This is a genomic window from Actinoalloteichus fjordicus, assembly GCF_001941625.1.
GTDB classification, from domain to species: domain Bacteria; phylum Actinomycetota; class Actinomycetes; order Mycobacteriales; family Pseudonocardiaceae; genus Actinoalloteichus_A; species Actinoalloteichus_A fjordicus.
This window is the reverse complement of record NZ_CP016076.1, coordinates 222622-240075: the sequence shown is the minus strand read 5'-3', so window position 1 is coordinate 240075 and position 17454 is coordinate 222622. Positions and strand designations below refer to the sequence as shown.

Below are 17454 nucleotides of genomic sequence, written 5' to 3'. Positions count from 1 at the left end.
AGCCTTGACCCCCTGATCAACCGACCCTGGGGAGGACCGGCTTGTCCGCCACGTCGACGGCCGAAGACGCACGCTCGGACCCCACCCGCAGTCCGGGGTCTGAGCAGGGCAGACCGTCGATCGCCGAGCGGCTGTCCGGCTGGGCGACGGCGCATCCCCGACCGGCCCGGTTCGCGATGCTCGCGGCGCCCGCTGTGGTCTACCTCGCACTTCGCCAGCTGGGCCTGATCGTGCTCGGCTGGGCGGCTGATCGACACGGAGTGTCACCGATCGACGCGCGGACCGCGTGGGACGGTCAGTGGTACCTGAGCATCGCGACTCGCGGGTACTCCGACGTGTCGCCGGAGCTGTACGACGCCTTCGGCAGGCGCACCGAGGACACCTCGACGGCGTTCTTCCCCGGCTATCCGGCCCTGATCCGACTGCTGGACGCCATGCCGGGCAGCCAGCCCGTCCCCACGGCGCTGCTTGTCAGTCTGCTGAGCGGCGTGGCCTGCGCCTATGCCCTGATGCGGCTGGCCGCCTCGGTGTCGGACTCGCGCCGCGTCGGACTGATCCTGATCGCGCTCTTCACCTGCACGCCGTTGTCGATCGCGCTGTCGATGGCCTACTCGGAGGCGTTGTTCTGCGCGCTGGCGGCCTGGGCGCTCGTCGGGGTCGTCGAGCGACGCTGGCTGCTGGCCGGCCTGTGCTGCGCTGCGACGGGGCTGGTCCGGCCCACGGCCGCCGCCCTGATCCTGGCCGTCGGTCTCGCCGCTCTCGTCGCCGTGCTGCATCGCCGAGACGGCTGGCGGCCCTGGGCCGCCGGGCTGCTGGCGCCCCTGGGGATGCTCGGCTATCTCGGCTGGGTCGCGTTGCGCACCGGCTCCCCGACCGGCTGGTTCGACGTGCAGCAGGAGGGCTGGGACTCCCGATTCGACGGCGGCGCGGCAACCCTGCGCTTCACCACCGAGGTGCTCGCGAGCGGCCGGTCCGTGCTGGAGATCGGCACGATCGCCCTGCTGATCGCGGGGATCGTCTCCACCGTGGTCGCGGTGCGGATGCGGCTGCCATGGCCGCTGGTGGTCTACGGCGCGGGCGTACTCGTCATGGACATCGGCTCCAACGGCCTGATGAACTCCAAGGCGCGGCTGCTGCTGCCCGCCTTCACCCTGCTGATCCCCGTCGCCATCGGCCTCGGTCGACGACGACCCGGCACCGCGTTGACAGTCGTCGCCGCTGCGGCGCTGGCGGGCTCCTGGTTCGGTGCCTACGCACTCGTCGCCTGGCCGTACGCGATCTGAGTTCCGGCGACCGGGGAGGCCCCGAGATGCCGGGCTCCGGAAGATCGCCCCTCAGTCTGGGATGGCCGCAGGCGGGCTCGTGCCTGCGGGTTCCGCAGAGTGAGCGACGTCGCCGCCCCGCCGCGCCCATGGCTACGCTGGCCCCGCCAGGTCCGTCGAGCAGGAAGGACTGCCCAGGTGAGCGAGTCGAGCACACCGCCGATCGGGAACTCCGATCGCCGAGGGGAGAGCAGCGTGGAACTGCACCCGCTCATCGCCGACCGGTGGAGCCCGCGCAACCTCGATCCGACGGCCGGGTTGGAGCTGGAGCAGCTGCGGCCGCTGTTCGAGGCCGCGCGTTGGGCACCGTCCTGGGGTAACAGTCAGCCTGCTCGCTACCTCGTCGGGATTCGCGGCAGCGAGACCTTCGACCGGATCGCCGACTCGCTCTCCAGGGGGAACAAGGCCTGGGCGCCTGCCGCCTCGGCGCTGGTGATCGGCATCGCCGTCGTGCTCGACGAGGAAGGCCACCCGCTCCCCTACTCCGAGTACGGCCTGGGGCTCGCCACCCAGAACCTCGTGCTGCAGGCGGTGGCGGAGGGCATGATCGCGCACCAGATGGCCGGATTCGACGCGGAGGCCATCGCCGAGGCCTTCGGGCTGCCCGACAGCGTCGAGCCCAGGGTGGCCATCGCGCTGGGCCGCGTGGCGCCCCCGGAGACCGGCCCGATCGACCTGCGGGAACGCGATGCGAAGCCCCGTCGACGCCGCTCGCTGGACGAACTCGTCTCCGGCGAGGCCTGGGGCACACCCGCGTTCTGACGACCGGGCGTCGATGCCGAGCGGACGGGTGCCCTGGCGGCTGGTCGAACACGGGACGCGGGAGGCCTCGGTGCCTGCTCGGCGAGCTCAGGGCGCGATTCGCCCCGCGCCCCCGTCGGGTCGCCGTGCTCAGCCGAACGCGCGCGCCAGAATCCCGGCGACCACCACCCAGAAGAGCGCCGCGACGCCGTAGTCGACCAACACCTGCAGGGTCGCGTCGTCGACCTGGATCAGGCCGGGCCACCACAGAGCCAGCCAGTCCGCGAGATTGCCGATCAGCGCGACCACCTCGATGCTCGTGTCGACGTTGAGCAGGATGAGGAGGACGTTCGCGACCAGCACGGCTGCCAGGACGAAGCCGACAGCATTGATCAACCCGGCCAGTCCACTGCTTCCACGCTTCGATGCCGCCATGAGATGAGTGTTTCTCACTGGCGGATCGACTTACACTCCGCCGTTCGGCCTAGTGCTCGTGCCGCCTGCCCGAGCGCGGTCGCAAGGACCGGTCGAGGGCTTCGACCAGCCGAGGCCGTCGTGCGACTGCTCTCACCATCTGGACCACGGGGTTTCGCGCGGACGGCCCGGTCGGTTAGCCTCTCGTCCGTGGCTCGCGCACTCCTGCTTCGCCGCCGCGACGGGGTCTGACCAGACCGGCTCCCCGGCGCGGAGTTCGAGGCCGTCGGTCGTCGCACCCGGCATCAGTAGGAGAACACCCCGTCATGACCAGCCACTCCGACATCTCCGCGCCCGACGCCTTCAGCAGCGGCCGCAGCCGCCTGCGCGTCCCGTCGCGACCGGCGCCCGCCGATCAGCCCGTCTGGAATCCGCAGCGGGGCAGCTCGATGCCCTTCCATCGTTACCTGCCCTTCGCCGAGCAGGTGGAGCCGATCGTGCTGCCCGACCGCACCTGGCCGGACGTCACGCTCCGCTCGGCTCCGCAGTGGTGCGCGGTCGACCTGCGGGACGGCAACCAGGCCCTGATCGACCCGATGTCGCCTGCTCGCAAGCGCCGGATGTTCGACCTGCTGGTGCGGATGGGTTACAAGGAGATCGAGGTCGGCTTCCCCGCGGCGAGCCAGACGGACTTCGACTTCGTGCGCGAGATCATCGAGGACGAGGCGATCCCGGACGACGTCACGATCCAGGTGCTGACCCAGGCCCGGCCCGAGTTGATCGAGCGGACGTTCGAGGCCGTCGAGGGCGTCCACAAGGCGATCGTGCACCTGTACAACTCGACGTCGATCCTCCAACGCCGGGTGGTCTTCCGCAGCGAGCGGGAGGGCATCAAGAAGATCGCGACCGACGGCGCCGAGCTGGTCGCCGCGTTCGCCGAGAAGTACCCGGAGACCGAGTTCCGCTTCCAGTACTCGCCCGAGTCCTACACCGGCACGGAGCTGTCCTACGCCGTCGAGGTCTGCAACGCCGTGATCGAGATCTGGCAGCCGACGCCGGAGGCGCCCGCGATCATCAACCTGCCCGCGACGGTCGAGATGGCCACGCCCAACGTCTACGCCGACTCCATCGAGTGGATGCATCGGAACCTGGCCCGGCGGGACTCGATCGTGCTGTCCCTGCATCCGCACAACGACCGGGGCACCGGAGTGGCCGCCGCCGAGCTGGGCTACCAGGCAGGCGCCGACCGCATCGAGGGCTGCCTGTTCGGCAACGGGGAGCGGACCGGCAACGTCTGCCTGGTCACGCTGGCGTTGAACCTGTTCAGCCAGGGCGTCGACCCGCAGATCGATCTGTCGGACATCGACGAGGTACGGCGCACGGTCGAGTACTGCAACCAGCTCGCCGTGCCGGAGCGGCACCCCTACGGCGGCGAGCTGGTCTACACCGCCTTCTCGGGCAGCCACCAGGACGCGATCAACAAGGGGCTGGACGCGCTGCGGGCCGAGGCCGAGGCGGCGGGCACGTCGATCGACGACTTCCGCTGGGCCGTGCCGTATCTGCCGATCGACCCGAAGGACGTCGGCCGCAGCTACGAGGCCGTGATCCGGGTCAACTCGCAGTCCGGCAAGGGCGGCGTCGCCTACATCATGAAGACCGAGCACCAGCTGTCGCTGCCGCGCAGGCTCCAGATCGAGTTCTCCAAGCTGGTGCAGGCGGTCACCGACTCCGAGGGCGGCGAGGTCGACCCGAAGGCCATGTGGGACGTCTTCGCCACCGAGTACCTGGAGCCGACGGCACCGCTGCGACTGAGCAGGCACCAGGTGAGCGGCGGGGACGACGACCACATCACCGCGACCGTGGTGGTCGACGGCGAGGAGCGCGAGATCACGGGTACCGGCAACGGTCCCATCTCGGCGTTCGTCGACGCGCTGGCGACGATCGGCTATGACGTCCGGGTCCTCGACTACGTGGAGCACGCACTGACCGGCGGGGACGACGCGAAGGCCGCGTCCTATGTGGAATGTGCGGTCAGCGACCGGCTGTTGTGGGGAGTCGGCGTGGACACCTCCACCGTCACGGCCGCGCTGCGCTCGGTCGTCTCGGCCGTCAACCGCGCGCACCGCTGACCGTCGCGGCCGCCGGGAGACACCGACTCCGATACGGCCAGGAATGCCCTGCCACGTCGGATGCAGGCGGGCTGGACATCCACTGTGGACACCGGTCCCCGGCATCCGGCGGCATCAGCGCCGAGGCCTCGTCGACTCGCGGCGGCCCGCGCCTGCGACGGCGGTCGATTCTGCTGATCAGGGCGGGCCGAGACACCGACCGGACGATCACCATGACACCGGACGCCAGTACTGTGAATACAATTCTGGTTCTGTTGCGGCCCTACTAGCGATGAATGGAGACGGCATGAACGCCGGATCGGACGAGACACTGCGCTGGTGGGTCGACTGCTCGGACGCCTCAGGCCGGGCCCGACAGCTCACCGTCCTCGTGCTGGGCGACCGCGTCGCGGTCGTGACCCCGCCCGGTGAGACCGCCGTCCTCGGTCCGGCGGACGCCGTCGGCCTGGCGCAGGCCCTCGACCGCGCCTCCGACGCGCAGAAGCTCATCACCGCCGATGCCCAGGTGCCGTCCTGATCGCCGGTCGCTCCGCCTAGGAGATCGGCGGACCCCTTCTCCTCCCGGTGGCCACCGGACCCAAACACAGTGACGCCCGACCCGGCTGGCCCGGGTCGGGCGTCATCTGTGTGTGCTTCTGGATCAGCCGATCAGTGGTGGTCCAACGCCTCCGTGACCGAGGCTGGTCCGAACGGCGAGTCGGTCGAGCTCTGCGCGAGATCGGGATCGATCGCCTCCGGCGTGACCTCGTGACGACTGATCCTGCCGTCGCGGATGTCCTCCGCGAAGTGGCAGGCGACCCGGTGGCCGGGCGCCAGCTCCCGCAGGGCGGGACGCTCGGTGTCGCACCGAGTCTCCTGCCGCCACGGACACCTCGTGTGGAACCGACAGCCGCTGGGCGGTGCGGCGGGCGAGGGCAGGTCGCCGGAGAGCAGGATGTGCTCCCGCCGGTCCTCCAACGCCGGGTCGGGCACCGGAACCGCCGACAACAACGCGCGGGTGTACGGGTGCAGCGGCTCGGTGTAGAGCTCGTTAGAGGTGGCCTCCTCGACGATCCCGCCGAGGTACATCACCCCGACCCGGTCGGAGATGTGCCGCACGACCGCGAGGTCGTGGGCGATCACCAGGTACGTCAGGCCGAACTCCTGCTGAAGGTCGCCGAGCAGGTTGATCACCTGCGCCTGCACCGAGACGTCCAGCGCGGAGACCGGCTCGTCGGCCACGATGAGATCCGGGTTGACCGTCAGCGCGCGGGCGATGCCGATCCGCTGCCGCTGACCGCCGGAGAACTCGTGCGGATACTTCCGCAGTGCGTTCTCCGGCAGGCCGACCGCCGCGAGCAGCGTCAGCAGTCGGTTGTGGGTCTCCTCGCGGTTCTTGTCCAGGCCGTGCGCCCGAAGACCCTCCACGAGGATCGACTCGACCGACTGACGCGGGTCCAGGGAGGACAGCGGATCCTGGAACACCATCTGCATCCGCTTGCGCATCCGCCGGAGCGGTTCGCCCTTGAGCGTGGACAGGTCGGTGCCGTCGAAGACGACCCGCCCCGTGGTCTCGTCCACCAGCCGCAGCAGAGCCCTGCCGAGCGTGGACTTCCCGCAGCCGGACTCGCCGACCAGGCCGTAGGTCTCGCCTCGGCGAATCGTCAGGTCCACCCCGTCGACCGCGTAGACATAGCCGACGGTGCGGTCCAGGATCATGCCGCGCTTGATCGGGAAGTGAACCTTCAGGTCCTCGACGGAGACCAGGACCTCCGACTGGTCGGCATCTTGCGCAGCCGCCGTCTCGTCCGTCGCCGGACCCGGGTCTGCGGTGGTGCTGGCGGTGCTCATCCGGCCACCTCCTGCTTCTCGTTCCGCCGCTTGATCGGGTTGTGACAGCGCAGCAGCCGATCGCCGTCGGACTCCATCGCGGGCGTGGTCTGCTCGCACACGTCCAGCCGGTTCGGACAACGCGGGGCGAAGGCGCAGGCGGAGTGCCACGGCAGGTTGTCCGCCATCGAACCCTCGATGGGGGTGAGCCGTTCCCCGCGCGTCGAGTCCAGCCGGGGGATCGAGGCGAGCAGCCCCGAGGTGTACGGGTGTCGCGGCTCGGCGAACAGCCGATGTCGGCCCGCCCGCTCCACCATCCGTCCGCCGTAGAGGACGTTCACCTCGTCGCAGAGGCCCGCGACGACGCCGAGGTCGTGGGTGATCATGATCAGCGCGGTCCCGGTGTCGCGGACCAGTCCGGCCAGCAGGGACAGGATCTGCGCCTGGATGGTGACGTCGAGCGCCGTGGTGGGCTCGTCGGCGATCAGCAGCCTCGGCTTGCAGGCCAGGGCCATCGCGATCAGCCCACGCTGCCGCATGCCCCCGGAGAGCTGATGCGGATACTCGTCGAGCCTGCGCTTCGGGTCGGGGATGCCGACCCGGTCGAGCAGCTCGGCCGCCTCGACCCTGGCCGCCTTGCGGGCCATGCCTCGATGCCGCTCCAAGACCTCGGTCACCTGGAGCCCGATGGGGACCACCGGATTCAGCGAGGAGAGCGGGTCCTGGAAGACCATTCCCAGATCCCGACCGCGCCGCTCGTCCATCTGGCGGTCGCTGAGCCGAAGCAGATCGGTGCCCTCGAACTCGACGCTGCCGCCGACCGTCACCCCGTGCTGGGGCAGCAGGCCCATGATGGCCAGCGAGGTGACGGACTTGCCGCAGCCGGACTCGCCGACCAGGCCGACGGTCTGGCCGGGTTCCACGTCGAAGCTGATGCCGTCGACCGCGGTGAAGGGCTTCTCACCCTTGCGTTGGAACGTGACGGAGAGATCGCGAACTTCGAGCAGTGCCATCCTTACCGCCGCCTCTTCGGGTCAAGCGCGTCCCGCATCGACTCACCGACGAGGGTGAAGCCGAGCGCCACCAGGATGATGCAGCTCGCTGGATAGAACGCCAGGTGTGGATGTGTGTCGATGATCGTCTGCGCCCCACCGAGCATCTGTCCCCACTCTGGGATGGCGTCGTTGGCGGCGCCGAGCCCGAGGAAGGAGAGCGCGGCGGCGTCGATGATGGCGACCGCCAGCACCAACGTCGCCTGGACGATCACCGGGCCGAGCGCGTTGGGCAACATGTGCCGGAACACGATCGCGCCCCGCTTGACACCCAGCGCCCGCGCCGCGAGGACGTGGTCGCTGGATCGCTGCGCGAGCATCGCGCCGCGCAGCAGCCGGGCGAAGACCGGGACCTGCACGATCGCCACGGCCAGGATGACGGTGAACTGCGTCTGCCCCGCGAACAGGGCGCCGATCGACACGGCCAGCAGCAGCGACGGGACCGACAGCATCACGTCGACGATCCGCATGACCAGCGAGTCCACCCAGCCGCCGAACGCGCCTGCCAGCGTGCCGAGCGTGAGCCCGCCGCCGAGGCCGATCAACGTGGCGAACAGCGCCACCAGCAGCGTCTGCTGGGAGCCGAGCAACAGCCGGGACAGCAGGTCTCGGCCGTTCTGGTCGCCGCCGAGGGGATGGCCGTCCTGCGCGGGAGGAATGCTGTTCGTCGCCGCCGACACCTGGTCGGCCAGCAGCCGAGCACCGGGGTCATGCGGGGCCAGCAGCGGCGCGAGCAGCGCCAGCAGCACGAACAGGCCGATGATCGTCACACCGACCAGGAAGGTGGGGCTGCGACGAAGTCGCCGCCACGCCGAGGCCAACAGACTGGTCCCCGCGTCGGCGGGACCCGCCTCGGCCAGAGAGTCGATTCGCTCCTTGCGAGCGTTGCCGATCGCCATCACCGCGTCCTGATCCGGGGATCGATCGCCGCGTAGGACAGATCGACCACCAGGTTCACCAGCACGTACACCATCGCCGCAGCGATGATCACGACCTGAAGCACCGGAAAGTCCTTACGCTCGAAGCCCAGCGCCAACGCCTGCCCGAGCCCGGATATGTTGAACACACGTTCGGTCAGCACCGCTCCCGAGAGCAGCGCGCCGGTCTGGAGCCCGATCGTCGTGACCACCGGCAGCATCGCGTTGCGCAGCACGTGCCGACGTCGGATCACCGAGCCTGCCAGCCCCTTGGAGCGCGCCGTGCGGACGTAGTCCTCGTCCAGCACGTCGAGCACGGCGGCACGGGTGATCCGGAAGATCACCGCGAACGGGATGGTCGACAACGCGACCGCGGGCAGGATGAGATGCAGGAAGGCATCCCAGGCCGCATCCCATTCCCTGGTCATCAGGCCGTCGAGGATGTAGAACCCGGTGATCCTGGTCGCGTCGAGTCCCGTGCTCTGCCGCCCGGAGGCGGGCAGCCAGCCCAGCTCCACCGCGAAGATCCACTTGAACAGGAACGCCAGGAAGAACACGGGCACCGCGATGCCGATCAGCGACCAGCCGACGCTCAGGTTGTCCAGCCAGCCGCCGCGCCGACGCGCCGCGAGGTATCCGACCGGGATGCCCACCGCGATCGCGATGAGGATCGCCATGAACGCCAGCTCGAGGGTCGCGGGGAACCGCTGGAGGAAGACCTCTAATGCGGGCACGCCGCGCTGGACGCCGGTCGAGGTGCCGAAGTTCCCGGTGAAGGCACGTTCCAGGAAGCTGAAGTACTGCACGAAGATCGGCTGATCCAGGCCCAGCTCGGTTCGAAGTTGCGCTGCGGATTCGGGGGTGGATCGGTCTCCCAGGAGGGCCGAGACAGGCCCTCCCGGGAGAATCCGAAGCCAGCCGAACAGCAGCACCGAGAGCACGGCGATGACCAGCACCAGCTGAGCCAGCCGCCGAACGGTGTATCGGAGCACGCGTTCGCCTCTTGTGGTGGGGTTCGGTGTCGAAGCTGATCTACTCGGTCACGGTGACGGTGTTGAACTCCTCCGCCGTGAGCGGGCTGGTGATCAGGCCCTCGACGTTCGGTCCGACGACGATCGCGGGCGGCGAGTGCGACAGCGGGATCGAGGGCAGCCACTCGGACATCATGTTGCGGTTGATGTCCTCGTAGAGCGCCGCACGGGCGTCGGGGTCCGGCTCTGCATCGGCGGCCTGGAGCGCCTCGGACAGCTCCTCGCCGCCCTCCGACTCACCGGTGAAGAACTGGCCCTCCAGATCGGTGAAGAAGGTGCCGATGAAGTTGTCGGCCGTGTTGTAGTCGCCGGTCCAGCCGAGCAGGAAGAGCTGCGCGTCGCCCTGGTTCGTGCGCTCGGTGTACCCGCCGTTCCACGGGGTGCTGACGGCCTCGACGGTGATGCCCACGGCCTCCAGGTCCTCCGAGACCGCATTGAAGATGTTCTGCGGGCTCGGCATGTACGGCCGGGTGACCTCAGTCGGCCAGTGGAACTCCACCGTCAGGTCGGACGCACCCGCGTCGGCGAGCAGCGACTCGGCCAGGTCGGGGTCGTACTCGTAGGTCTGCACGTCGTCCGCGTAGCCCTCGACCGTGTTCGGGTAGAACTGGGTCGCGACCTCGGCACCCGCGGGCATGGTCGCGGCGACCAGCTCCTCGCGGTCGATGGCGTGCGCGATGGCCTGCCGGACCTGGAAGTCACGCAGGCTCTCGTTCTCCTTCTGGGAGATGCCCAGGTAGAGGATGTTGAACGGATCGCGGACCTCGACCTGGAAGCCGCCGTCCTGCAACGTCTGGTAGTCGGCGGGGTTGGGGAAGTCGTAGCCGTCGATGCCGTTCGACTGCAGCTCCTGGCGCCGGGTGGTCTCGTCCGGGATGATCCGGAAGATCAGGTTCTCGACCTGTGCCGCGGCGTCGGCATCCCAGTAGTCCGCGTAGCGGTTCAGCTCGATCGTCGCGTTGCCCTCGTCGTAGGACGAGAACTGGAACGGACCGGTGCCGGTCGGGTGCTCACGGGCGTACTCGGAGAAGACGAAGCTGTCGCCCTCCGCTTGGACGTCGTCCGCGTCGTACTCCTCCAGCGCCGTGGGCGACTGCATGGAGAAGGACGGCAGGCCGAGGATCGCCGGGAACTTGCCGGTGGCCCTGGTGAGCTGGATGACCGCGGTGCTCTCGTCCTCTGCTGCGCAGGACTCGAACAGCGAGGGCGAGGCACCGTCGGAGAAGCCGCCGAAGGTGTTGTTCCAGTAGTAGGAGATCGCCGGGTTCTGCCCGGTGCCCTCCTGGTTGTACCAGCGGTCGAAGTTGAAGCAGACCGCCTCGGCGTTGAAGGGGGTGCCGTCGTGGAAGGTGACGTCCTCTTCGAGGTTGAAGGTCCACGTGAGGCCGTCCTCCGACGACTCCCAGTCGGTGGACAGCTCGGGCTCGACGTCCACGCCGCCCGGTTCGAAGCCGACCAGGCCCTCGAAGATCTGCCGCGACACGCGGAACGTCTCGCCGTCGCTGGCGAAGAACGGGTCGAACAGCGCGGGTGCCCCGGCGGCACCGAAGACGAATGTGTCGCCCGTGCTGCCACCCGTGTCACCGTCGGAGGTTCGCTCCGACTCTGCACAGGCGGACAGGACAAGGGCTCCGGCGAGGCCCACGGCGCTCAGCCGTAGGAGCCGCGACCTCAGGGCCGTTCGGGATGTGGCCATCACGCACCTCAGTGTTCGGGCTAACTCACAGTTGGTCGCAGACGATAACCCTTAGGCGCTACCGATCCGTAGCGTGACCGGGTCACGATCCCGACACGCTGAACTATGCCACCGGATTTCGCCGGTCACCCTCACTGTCTGTGACGATCCGATGAAACGTGCGGAGTCAACCAACTGCCGTCCGTCACGAGGACGTCGGCGCGTTCCCACGGCCGATCCTCGGCGAACCAGGCACGTTCGAAGCGCTGCCAGCCGTGCATCGGCGTGCGGATCACCTCACCGTCCCTGGCCACCGCTCGCTCACGTCTGTGCTGTTCATCACCCCAGGAGATCCACACCAGCAGGGAGAGCAGTTCCGAGGCGGCACGTCGTCCCGTCGTGACGCCTTCCAGCACCAACACCTCGGGAATCGGCACCTCGACCGATCCGCCCGGCTGTGGTCCCGAATCGGTCCACTCGATGCGCCGGTAACCTCCCGGCCTGCCCGCCCGCAATGGCGCTAACACTCCGTGTTCGAGCCGGTCCCACCAGCCTTCGGGCTCGGTCCAGGTGGCGAAGTCGTCCGAACGCACCAGGCCGCCGACGACTCCGCGAGCAGGCAGGGCGGCGAGGATCGCATCCGCCAGGGTGGACTTCCCCGATCCGGAGGGCCCGTCGACGGCCAGCACTCGCACCCGACCCAGCCTGGCCGGGCGCCGCAGCACCGCGTCGATCAGCCCGGCCACCCGGTCCGCCGGGAAGGCCGGACCATCGCCGTCGGTGCGCCCGGTCCGCTCACGGTCGGCCTCCCCGCTGTCGGTCACACCGTGCGGCGTCCGGACAGCGCCCGGCCGAGGGTCAGCTCGTCGGCGAACTCCAGGTCGCCGCCCATCGGCAGGCCGGAGGCCAGCCTGGTGACGGTCAGACCGGGGAAGTCGCGCAGCATGCGGATCAGGTAGGTCGCGGTGGCCTCCCCTTCGGTGTTGGGGTCGGTCGCGATGATCACCTCGTTCACCTCGACCCCGTCCACCGAGCTGCCGATCCTGGCCAACAGCTCGCGGATCCGAAGCTGGTCCGGACCGACTCCGGACAGCGGGTCCAGCGCGCCGCCCAGGACGTGATAGCGCCCCCGGAACTCGCGAGTCCGCTCCACGGCGGGAACGTCCTTGGGCTCCTCGACGACGCACACCACCCTGGGGTCCCGCCGCACATCCCGACAGATCCGGCAGGTCTGCTCCTCGGAGACGTTGCCGCAGACATCGCAGAACACCACGCCCTCCTTGACCCGCTGCAACACCTCTTGCAGCCGAGTCACGTCGGCGGGCTCGGCGGACAACAGGTGGAAGGCGATCCGCTGGGCGCTCTTGGGACCGATGCCGGGCAGCCGCCCCAGCTCGTCGATCAGATCCTGAACCGGACCCTCGTACAACCCGACCTCTCCTTAACCTGGCTGTTGGCGCGAGGCGACGACAACGCCGAGGAAGGCCTTCGACGTGCCTGCTGTGCTGTCGGCTACTGGGGGAATCCAGGCAGTTCCGGGCCGCCGGTTCCGCCGCCGAGACCACCGAGGCCGCCGAGGTCGCCCAGACCGCCGAGTCCGCCTGCCACCGGGCCGAGCTTCTGCTGTGCCAGCTCCTGGGCCTGCCGGTTCGCGTCTCGCACCGCCGCCACGACCAGGTCGCCGAGCGTCTCCGTGTCGTCGGGGTCGACGACCTTCGGATCGATGTTCACCGTCTGAAGCTCGCCGGAGCCGTTGACGGTCGCGGTCACCAGGCCGCCGCCCGCACTGCCGGTGACCTCGGCCTCGGCGAGTTCCTGCTGAGCCGCGAGCACCTGCTGCTGCATTCGCTGTGCCTGCTGAAGAATCTGCTGCATGTTGGGTCCACCGGGCTGCACTTGTCTGGTTCCTCTCCACGACGGGCGGGGACTGCTCGTCAGCCTACGGCGTGTTCTGCGCGCTCCGATGCGGCGTGGCGATGGCGCCGCCCTGCACCGGCCGCCCTCGGTGCGCCCTGCCGTGTTCTCGACGAGCCTCGCGCGGTCAGCGGCGGCAGGACGGGGCGGTACCGCCGCCGTCGAGTCGCCGCCGGTACCCCTGACCGGCCCGGTCGTCGAAAGCCCGTGCCCGCCGGGGTACGCCCGCCGAGCAGTCGATCAGTCGGGAACGAGCCTGGCATACGAGACCGACGAGAACCGTCTTCGACAGGCCGAAGCCGACCGCTCGCCTGCCCGCCGCCGGGCGATTGTCAGGTACGAAGCCTGCTCACACCGAGCTCCTGGGTGAGCAGCTGTTCGGCCTGTCGCATCGGGTCCTGCGGCCGATCCGACCCTGCGGCCGATCCGACGGTGTTCGATCCGGTGTCGCCAGATCCGGCGGCGGCCGTCGGACGAGCCTCCCGGGGGCGATCCGGCGGGGCGGGGTCGGGCCGAGGGCGAGTCGGCTCGGCGGCGAACCGGGAGTCGGCGGGGTCGGGTTCCGGCGGCTCCATGTCCGGCGGCTCTGGTGGCAGCGGCACCCCGTCCGCGTCGACGGTGTCCACCCGGCGAGGGCGCGCCTCGCCTGCGGGCTGCTCGCCCCCCGGCGATCGTGACGGCCGAACAGGCACCTCGCGGCGCGGCGGCGCCTCCCGCACGGGCGGCGCGGCCTGACTCGGCGGGGACTGGCCCGGCGCGATCGAACCGACCTCGTCCGTCGGTGCGCAGCGCACCTGCCACGCCCCGCCGAGGACCTGGTTCACCGCCGAGGCGATCGCCTCGGAGTTCTTGCTGTCCGCCAGGCGCCGGGCCAGCGGGGCGGACATGTGCGTGAGCACGAGCAGATTGCCCTGGACGGCATGGACCGTGGCGTCGGACAGCATCGCGGCCAGGCTTCGGCTCCGGTCCCGGACCGCACCGAGCAGCGTCGTCCAGACTCGCCGGACGGCGGCGGCGTCGATGCCGCCTGCGGCCTCCGCCGCCTGCGGGGACTGCTCCGCCACGGGCGCGGCGGGCGCGGACTCGACGACGTCCGGCGCGGTCGCCTCGGCCGCAGGCCCGCTCGATCGAGTCGGACCGGCGTGCTCGGCCGGGGCCTCGACCGCAGGACGCTGGATCGTCGGCCGTTGGACGGCCGGGCGCGGCGGCTCGTCGGCCCGCGCGGCGTCGACGTCCGCAGCCGCGTCCGAGGGCGGCTGCCCTGCGACGACGCGTTCCGACGGACGGACGACTCTCGGCGCGGCGGGCGGCTGCGCGGTCTGCGGCGGCGCTGCGGCGGGCGGCTGGGCGGCGGCCGGGCGGGGAGCCGGGCTCACGGTGTCGGCGACCGGAGCCGCGACGGTCATCCGCCGCTCCACCCGCTCCAGCCGCTGCAACACGGCCGCCTCGGTGTCGGAGACGGCGGGCAGGAGCATCCGAGCACACAGCAGTTCGAGCAGCAGCCTCGGCGCGGTGGCGCCGCGCATCTCGCCGAGCCCGGCGTGCACGACCTCGGCGAACCGGGCGAGGGTGCCCGCGCCGAACTGCTGCGCCTGGCGGATCATCACAGCGAGCTGATCGGCCGGAACGTCCACCAGGCCGCGCGCAGCGGCGTCCGGGACCGCCTGGAGCAGGACCAGGTCCCGAAGCCGTTCCAACAGGTCGGCGGCGAAGCGGCGGGGGTCGTGTCCCGCATCGGCCAGCCGGTCCACCGTCCCGTAGACGGCGGCGTGATCCGAGGCGGCCAGTGCGTCGACCATCTCGTCGATCAACGCGGCGTCGGTGACCCCGAGCAGGGTGACCGCACGCTGATAGGTGACCCCCGCCGGCCCGGCACCCGCGAGAAGCTGGTCGAGCACCGACTGGGTGTCCCGTGCGGAGCCGCCGCCCGCCTTGATCACCAGCGGGTAGACGGCGGGCTCGACGGCGACGCCCTCCTCCGCGCAGATCCGCTCCAGCAGGCTCCGCATGGTGGCGGGCGGCATCAGCCGGAACGGGTAGTGATGGGTGCGCGAGCGGATAGTGGGCAGCACCTTGTCCGGCTCAGTGGTCGCGAAGATGAAGATCAGGTGTTCCGGGGGCTCCTCCACGATCTTCAGCAGGGCGTTGAAGCCCTGCGTCGTGACCATGTGCGCCTCGTCGACGATGAACACGCGGTAGCGGGACTCGGCGGGCGCGTAGAAGGCCCGGTCCCGGAGTTCACGCGCGTCGTCCACCCCGCCATGGCTGGCGGCGTCGAGCTCGACGACGTCCACGTTGCCGGAGCCCTCCGGGGCCAGCGCCACACAGGAGGAGCACGTTCCGCACGGGTCGGGGGTGGGACCGTCGACGCAGTTCAGCGAGCGCGCCAGGATGCGCGCGCTCGAGGTCTTCCCGCAGCCCCTCGGCCCCGAGAACAGGTATGCGTGATTGATCCGGCCCGCTGACAGCGCCGTGCGGATCGGTTCGGTGACATGCTCCTGACCGACGACCTCGGCGAAGGTCGCCGGACGGTATTTGCGGTAAAGGGCCAGCGCCACACGACGAGGCTACGCGGCCGCTCCGACAGGCTTGTGACAAGCCTGTCGACCGGCGACGAGAGCGGGGAGGCACGCACGGTCGTCGTGTCGTGACTCGGAGTTCGGCGACGGCCGTCGCCGGAGCGCCGAATCCCGGCGGGTGATGCCCGCCACGGCGCAACCCGGACAACGGGGCGCACGGCGTGGCCGAGAACGGCGTGAAGACGCAAAGGGGACCCCGTGCACCCGCCAGAGCCCGCTTACCCTTGCTGCCTTCCGGCCCTGGGGGAGTTCACAGGATGGACGCCGCACGGGGTCCTCGAACAGTGTAGCGACCTTCGTCGGCGAGGCGGGGCGGCGGGGGGCGGCGGGCCGCCCAATGGCTAGAGCGGCGGGCCACCCAATGGCTAGAGCGGCGGGCCGCCCAGCGGGTAGAGCGGCGGGCCGCCCAGCGGCTACAACGCCGCCGCCCAATGGCTACAACGCCGAGCCGACCGATCGCTACAGCGGCGAGCCGCCGAACCATCGGTGCGGCGAGCCGCCCGAAGCACCGGGCGCCTCGCCGCGCGTCGACCGGCCGCTCAGTTCAGCCGCAGGATGGTGCCGTGCCGAACGAAGCCGGAGAGCCCGCCCGGCAGTTCTCGCGGCGCCGTCCACTCGTACAGATCCGAGCTGTCGCTGTAGAGGAACCGGTCCGAGGTGTAGGCGTCCATGTAGATCCGGTAGCGGCCGTCCGGCAGGGTCGTGATCGCGGGGCCCTCGGCCCGTCCCCAGCCCGCGAAGTCGCCGGTCTGCACGAACTCATACGGCCCCGCCAGCCTCGGCGAGACGGCGTGCTCGATCCGCTTGTCGGTCTCGTTCTTGGTGAACGCGTGGTACTCGCCCTGGTGGTAGACCACGAAGGTGTCGATGTAGTTCGGCGCGATGCCCGCCATGGCCGCCGGGCTGCTCCACCGCCGCAGCGACGAATCCAGCGCCGTGAACACATAAGGCCGGAAGGCCGTCCGGTACTCGGCCGCCAGCGAGACGATCACGCTCACCGAGCCGTCCACCGGGTCGACGAAGAACTCCGGCGCCCAGGTGTTGTTCGTGCCTGCGACCGGTACCTCGACGGTGGTCAGGTGCTGCCAGGAGCGCAGGTCACTGCTGACGGCGATGGCGAAGTTCGTGGTGTCCCAGCCGGTGGTGTGCACGACGTAGAAGCGGCCGTCTCGATGCCTGATGATGCTCGGGTCCCGCAGCAGACTGTTCGTCGGCGTGTAGGCGGGCGCGGCGGGCGCCTCGAAGTTCAGTGCGTCGGCGGACCGATAGATGTGCAGATCGGTCTCGCTGTCGTAGTGGAAGGTGGTGAAGACGTACTCGGAGTCCTGCGGCACAGAGGGATCGGGTGCCGAAGCATCAGATACCGAGACGCCGCGTGGCGAAGCATCAGAGACGGCGGCACCACGTGCCGAGCCTGCGGATTCGGCCGCAGCGGCATCCGACATGACTACTCCCGCCCAGAGCAGTAGGGCGGTGAGCAGCACCGCGGGCTTTCGACGTCGTTCGTGCATCGAGCAGCTCCTTCACACCGGACCGATCACCTCGCGATTCACCTTCGCCCGTTGGGAGATCAGCCGGGTCCCGAGTCGCAGGACAAGAGCCGGATGAGTGAGACGGTTAGCCCGTCGGTATGACGACCGGGCACCCCTGCCGCGACCAATCCGTGTCGGAATCCCGGGATGAATGCGGCGTGCGCCGGTCACAGCGGACCGGAACCCGACGTCCAGCCGGCTCGCCCCGCAGCACGCCGCACCGTGTCCCTGCGTTGTTCCCGCGTTCCCAGCAGGCCCGACGACGTGATTGCTCGGCCGAACGGCCTAGCCGCATAGTCCTGACCGCGAATCCGGTTCTTGACGACCACTCACGACTGG

The 17454-nt window shown here is 70.0% G+C and carries 15 protein-coding genes and 1 other RNA gene; 4 read left to right on the top strand and 12 right to left on the bottom strand.

The genetic code is table 11. From position 1 onward, the window contains the following. Window positions 1–41: 41 nt before the first annotated feature. Window positions 42–1283, top strand: a complete 1242-nt coding sequence (locus UA74_RS01065; protein ID WP_232237590.1) for a glycosyltransferase family 39 protein — start codon at window positions 42–44, stop codon at window positions 1281–1283. A gap of 177 nt (window positions 1284–1460) precedes the next feature. Further along, window positions 1461–2084, top strand: a complete 624-nt coding sequence (locus UA74_RS01060; protein ID WP_075738082.1) for a nitroreductase family protein — start codon at window positions 1461–1463, stop codon at window positions 2082–2084. A 129-nt stretch (window positions 2085–2213) separates the two neighbouring features. Here UA74_RS01060 and UA74_RS01055 read toward each other — a convergent pair whose 3' ends face one another. After that, window positions 2214–2498: a hypothetical protein gene (locus UA74_RS01055; RefSeq protein ID WP_075738080.1), complete on the bottom strand. Its 285-nt coding sequence runs from the start codon at window positions 2496–2498 to the stop codon at window positions 2214–2216. Between the two features lie 305 nt (window positions 2499–2803). Here UA74_RS01055 and leuA point away from each other — a divergent pair, with 305 nt between their 5' ends. Together leuA and UA74_RS01045 are read left to right on the top strand one after the other, a co-directional pair. Next, window positions 2804–4606, top strand: a complete 1803-nt coding sequence (leuA, locus tag UA74_RS01050; protein WP_075738078.1) for a 2-isopropylmalate synthase — start codon at window positions 2804–2806, stop codon at window positions 4604–4606. Window positions 4607–4892: 286 nt separating this feature from the next. Next, on the top strand, window positions 4893–5123 hold the full coding sequence (locus UA74_RS01045) for a hypothetical protein (RefSeq protein ID WP_083682833.1): 231 nt from the start codon (window positions 4893–4895) through the stop codon (window positions 5121–5123). 131 nt (window positions 5124–5254) lie between these two features. Here UA74_RS01045 and UA74_RS01040 read toward each other — a convergent pair whose 3' ends face one another. From UA74_RS01040 to UA74_RS00990, 11 genes are all read right to left on the bottom strand, one after another. Next, on the bottom strand, window positions 5255–6304 hold the full coding sequence (locus UA74_RS01040) for an ABC transporter ATP-binding protein (RefSeq protein WP_232237784.1): 1050 nt from the start codon (window positions 6302–6304) through the stop codon (window positions 5255–5257). Between the two features lie 128 nt (window positions 6305–6432). Further along, window positions 6433–7428 carry an ABC transporter ATP-binding protein gene (locus UA74_RS01035; RefSeq protein WP_075738074.1) on the bottom strand — a complete coding sequence of 332 codons (996 nt, stop codon included), beginning with the start codon at window positions 7426–7428 and terminating at the stop codon, window positions 6433–6435. Between the two features lie 2 nt (window positions 7429–7430). Continuing rightward, window positions 7431–8366 carry an ABC transporter permease gene (locus UA74_RS01030; RefSeq protein ID WP_075738072.1) on the bottom strand — a complete coding sequence of 312 codons (936 nt, stop codon included), beginning with the start codon at window positions 8364–8366 and terminating at the stop codon, window positions 7431–7433. Further along, window positions 8366–9376 (bottom strand): ABC transporter permease, encoded by a 1011-nt coding sequence (locus tag UA74_RS01025; protein ID WP_075738070.1) that lies wholly within the window; start codon window positions 9374–9376, stop codon window positions 8366–8368. The genes UA74_RS01030 and UA74_RS01025 overlap by 1 nt, the downstream gene beginning before the upstream one ends. Window positions 9377–9416: 40 nt before the next feature. Further along, entirely contained in the window at window positions 9417–11111 is a 1695-nt protein-coding gene (locus UA74_RS01020) for an ABC transporter substrate-binding protein (protein WP_075738068.1), read from the bottom strand. Window positions 11112–11242: 131 nt separating this feature from the next. Next, window positions 11243–11914, bottom strand: a complete 672-nt coding sequence (locus tag UA74_RS01015; protein WP_318533282.1) for a uridine kinase family protein — start codon at window positions 11912–11914, stop codon at window positions 11243–11245. Next, entirely contained in the window at window positions 11911–12519 is a 609-nt protein-coding gene (gene recR / locus UA74_RS01010) for a recombination mediator RecR (RefSeq protein ID WP_075738066.1), read from the bottom strand. Before recR ends, UA74_RS01015 begins: the two co-directional genes overlap by 4 nt. A gap of 83 nt (window positions 12520–12602) precedes the next feature. Next, complete coding sequence (locus UA74_RS01005) at window positions 12603–12965, bottom strand: YbaB/EbfC family nucleoid-associated protein (protein WP_232237589.1); 363 nt, start codon at window positions 12963–12965, stop codon at window positions 12603–12605. Window positions 12966–13336: 371 nt separating this feature from the next. After that, the gene (locus UA74_RS01000; RefSeq protein WP_083682831.1) at window positions 13337–15562 is read right to left on the bottom strand and encodes a DNA polymerase III subunit gamma and tau; all 2226 of its coding nucleotides are present in this window, start codon (window positions 15560–15562) and stop codon (window positions 13337–13339) included. Window positions 15563–15768: 206 nt separating this feature from the next. Further along, an RNA gene (gene ffs / locus UA74_RS00995) (signal recognition particle sRNA small type) lies at window positions 15769–15863 on the bottom strand. A gap of 259 nt (window positions 15864–16122) precedes the next feature. Continuing rightward, window positions 16123–17094: a glycoside hydrolase family 43 protein gene (locus UA74_RS00990; protein WP_083682830.1), complete on the bottom strand. Its 972-nt coding sequence runs from the start codon at window positions 17092–17094 to the stop codon at window positions 16123–16125. Between the last annotated feature and the right edge of the window lie 360 nt (window positions 17095–17454).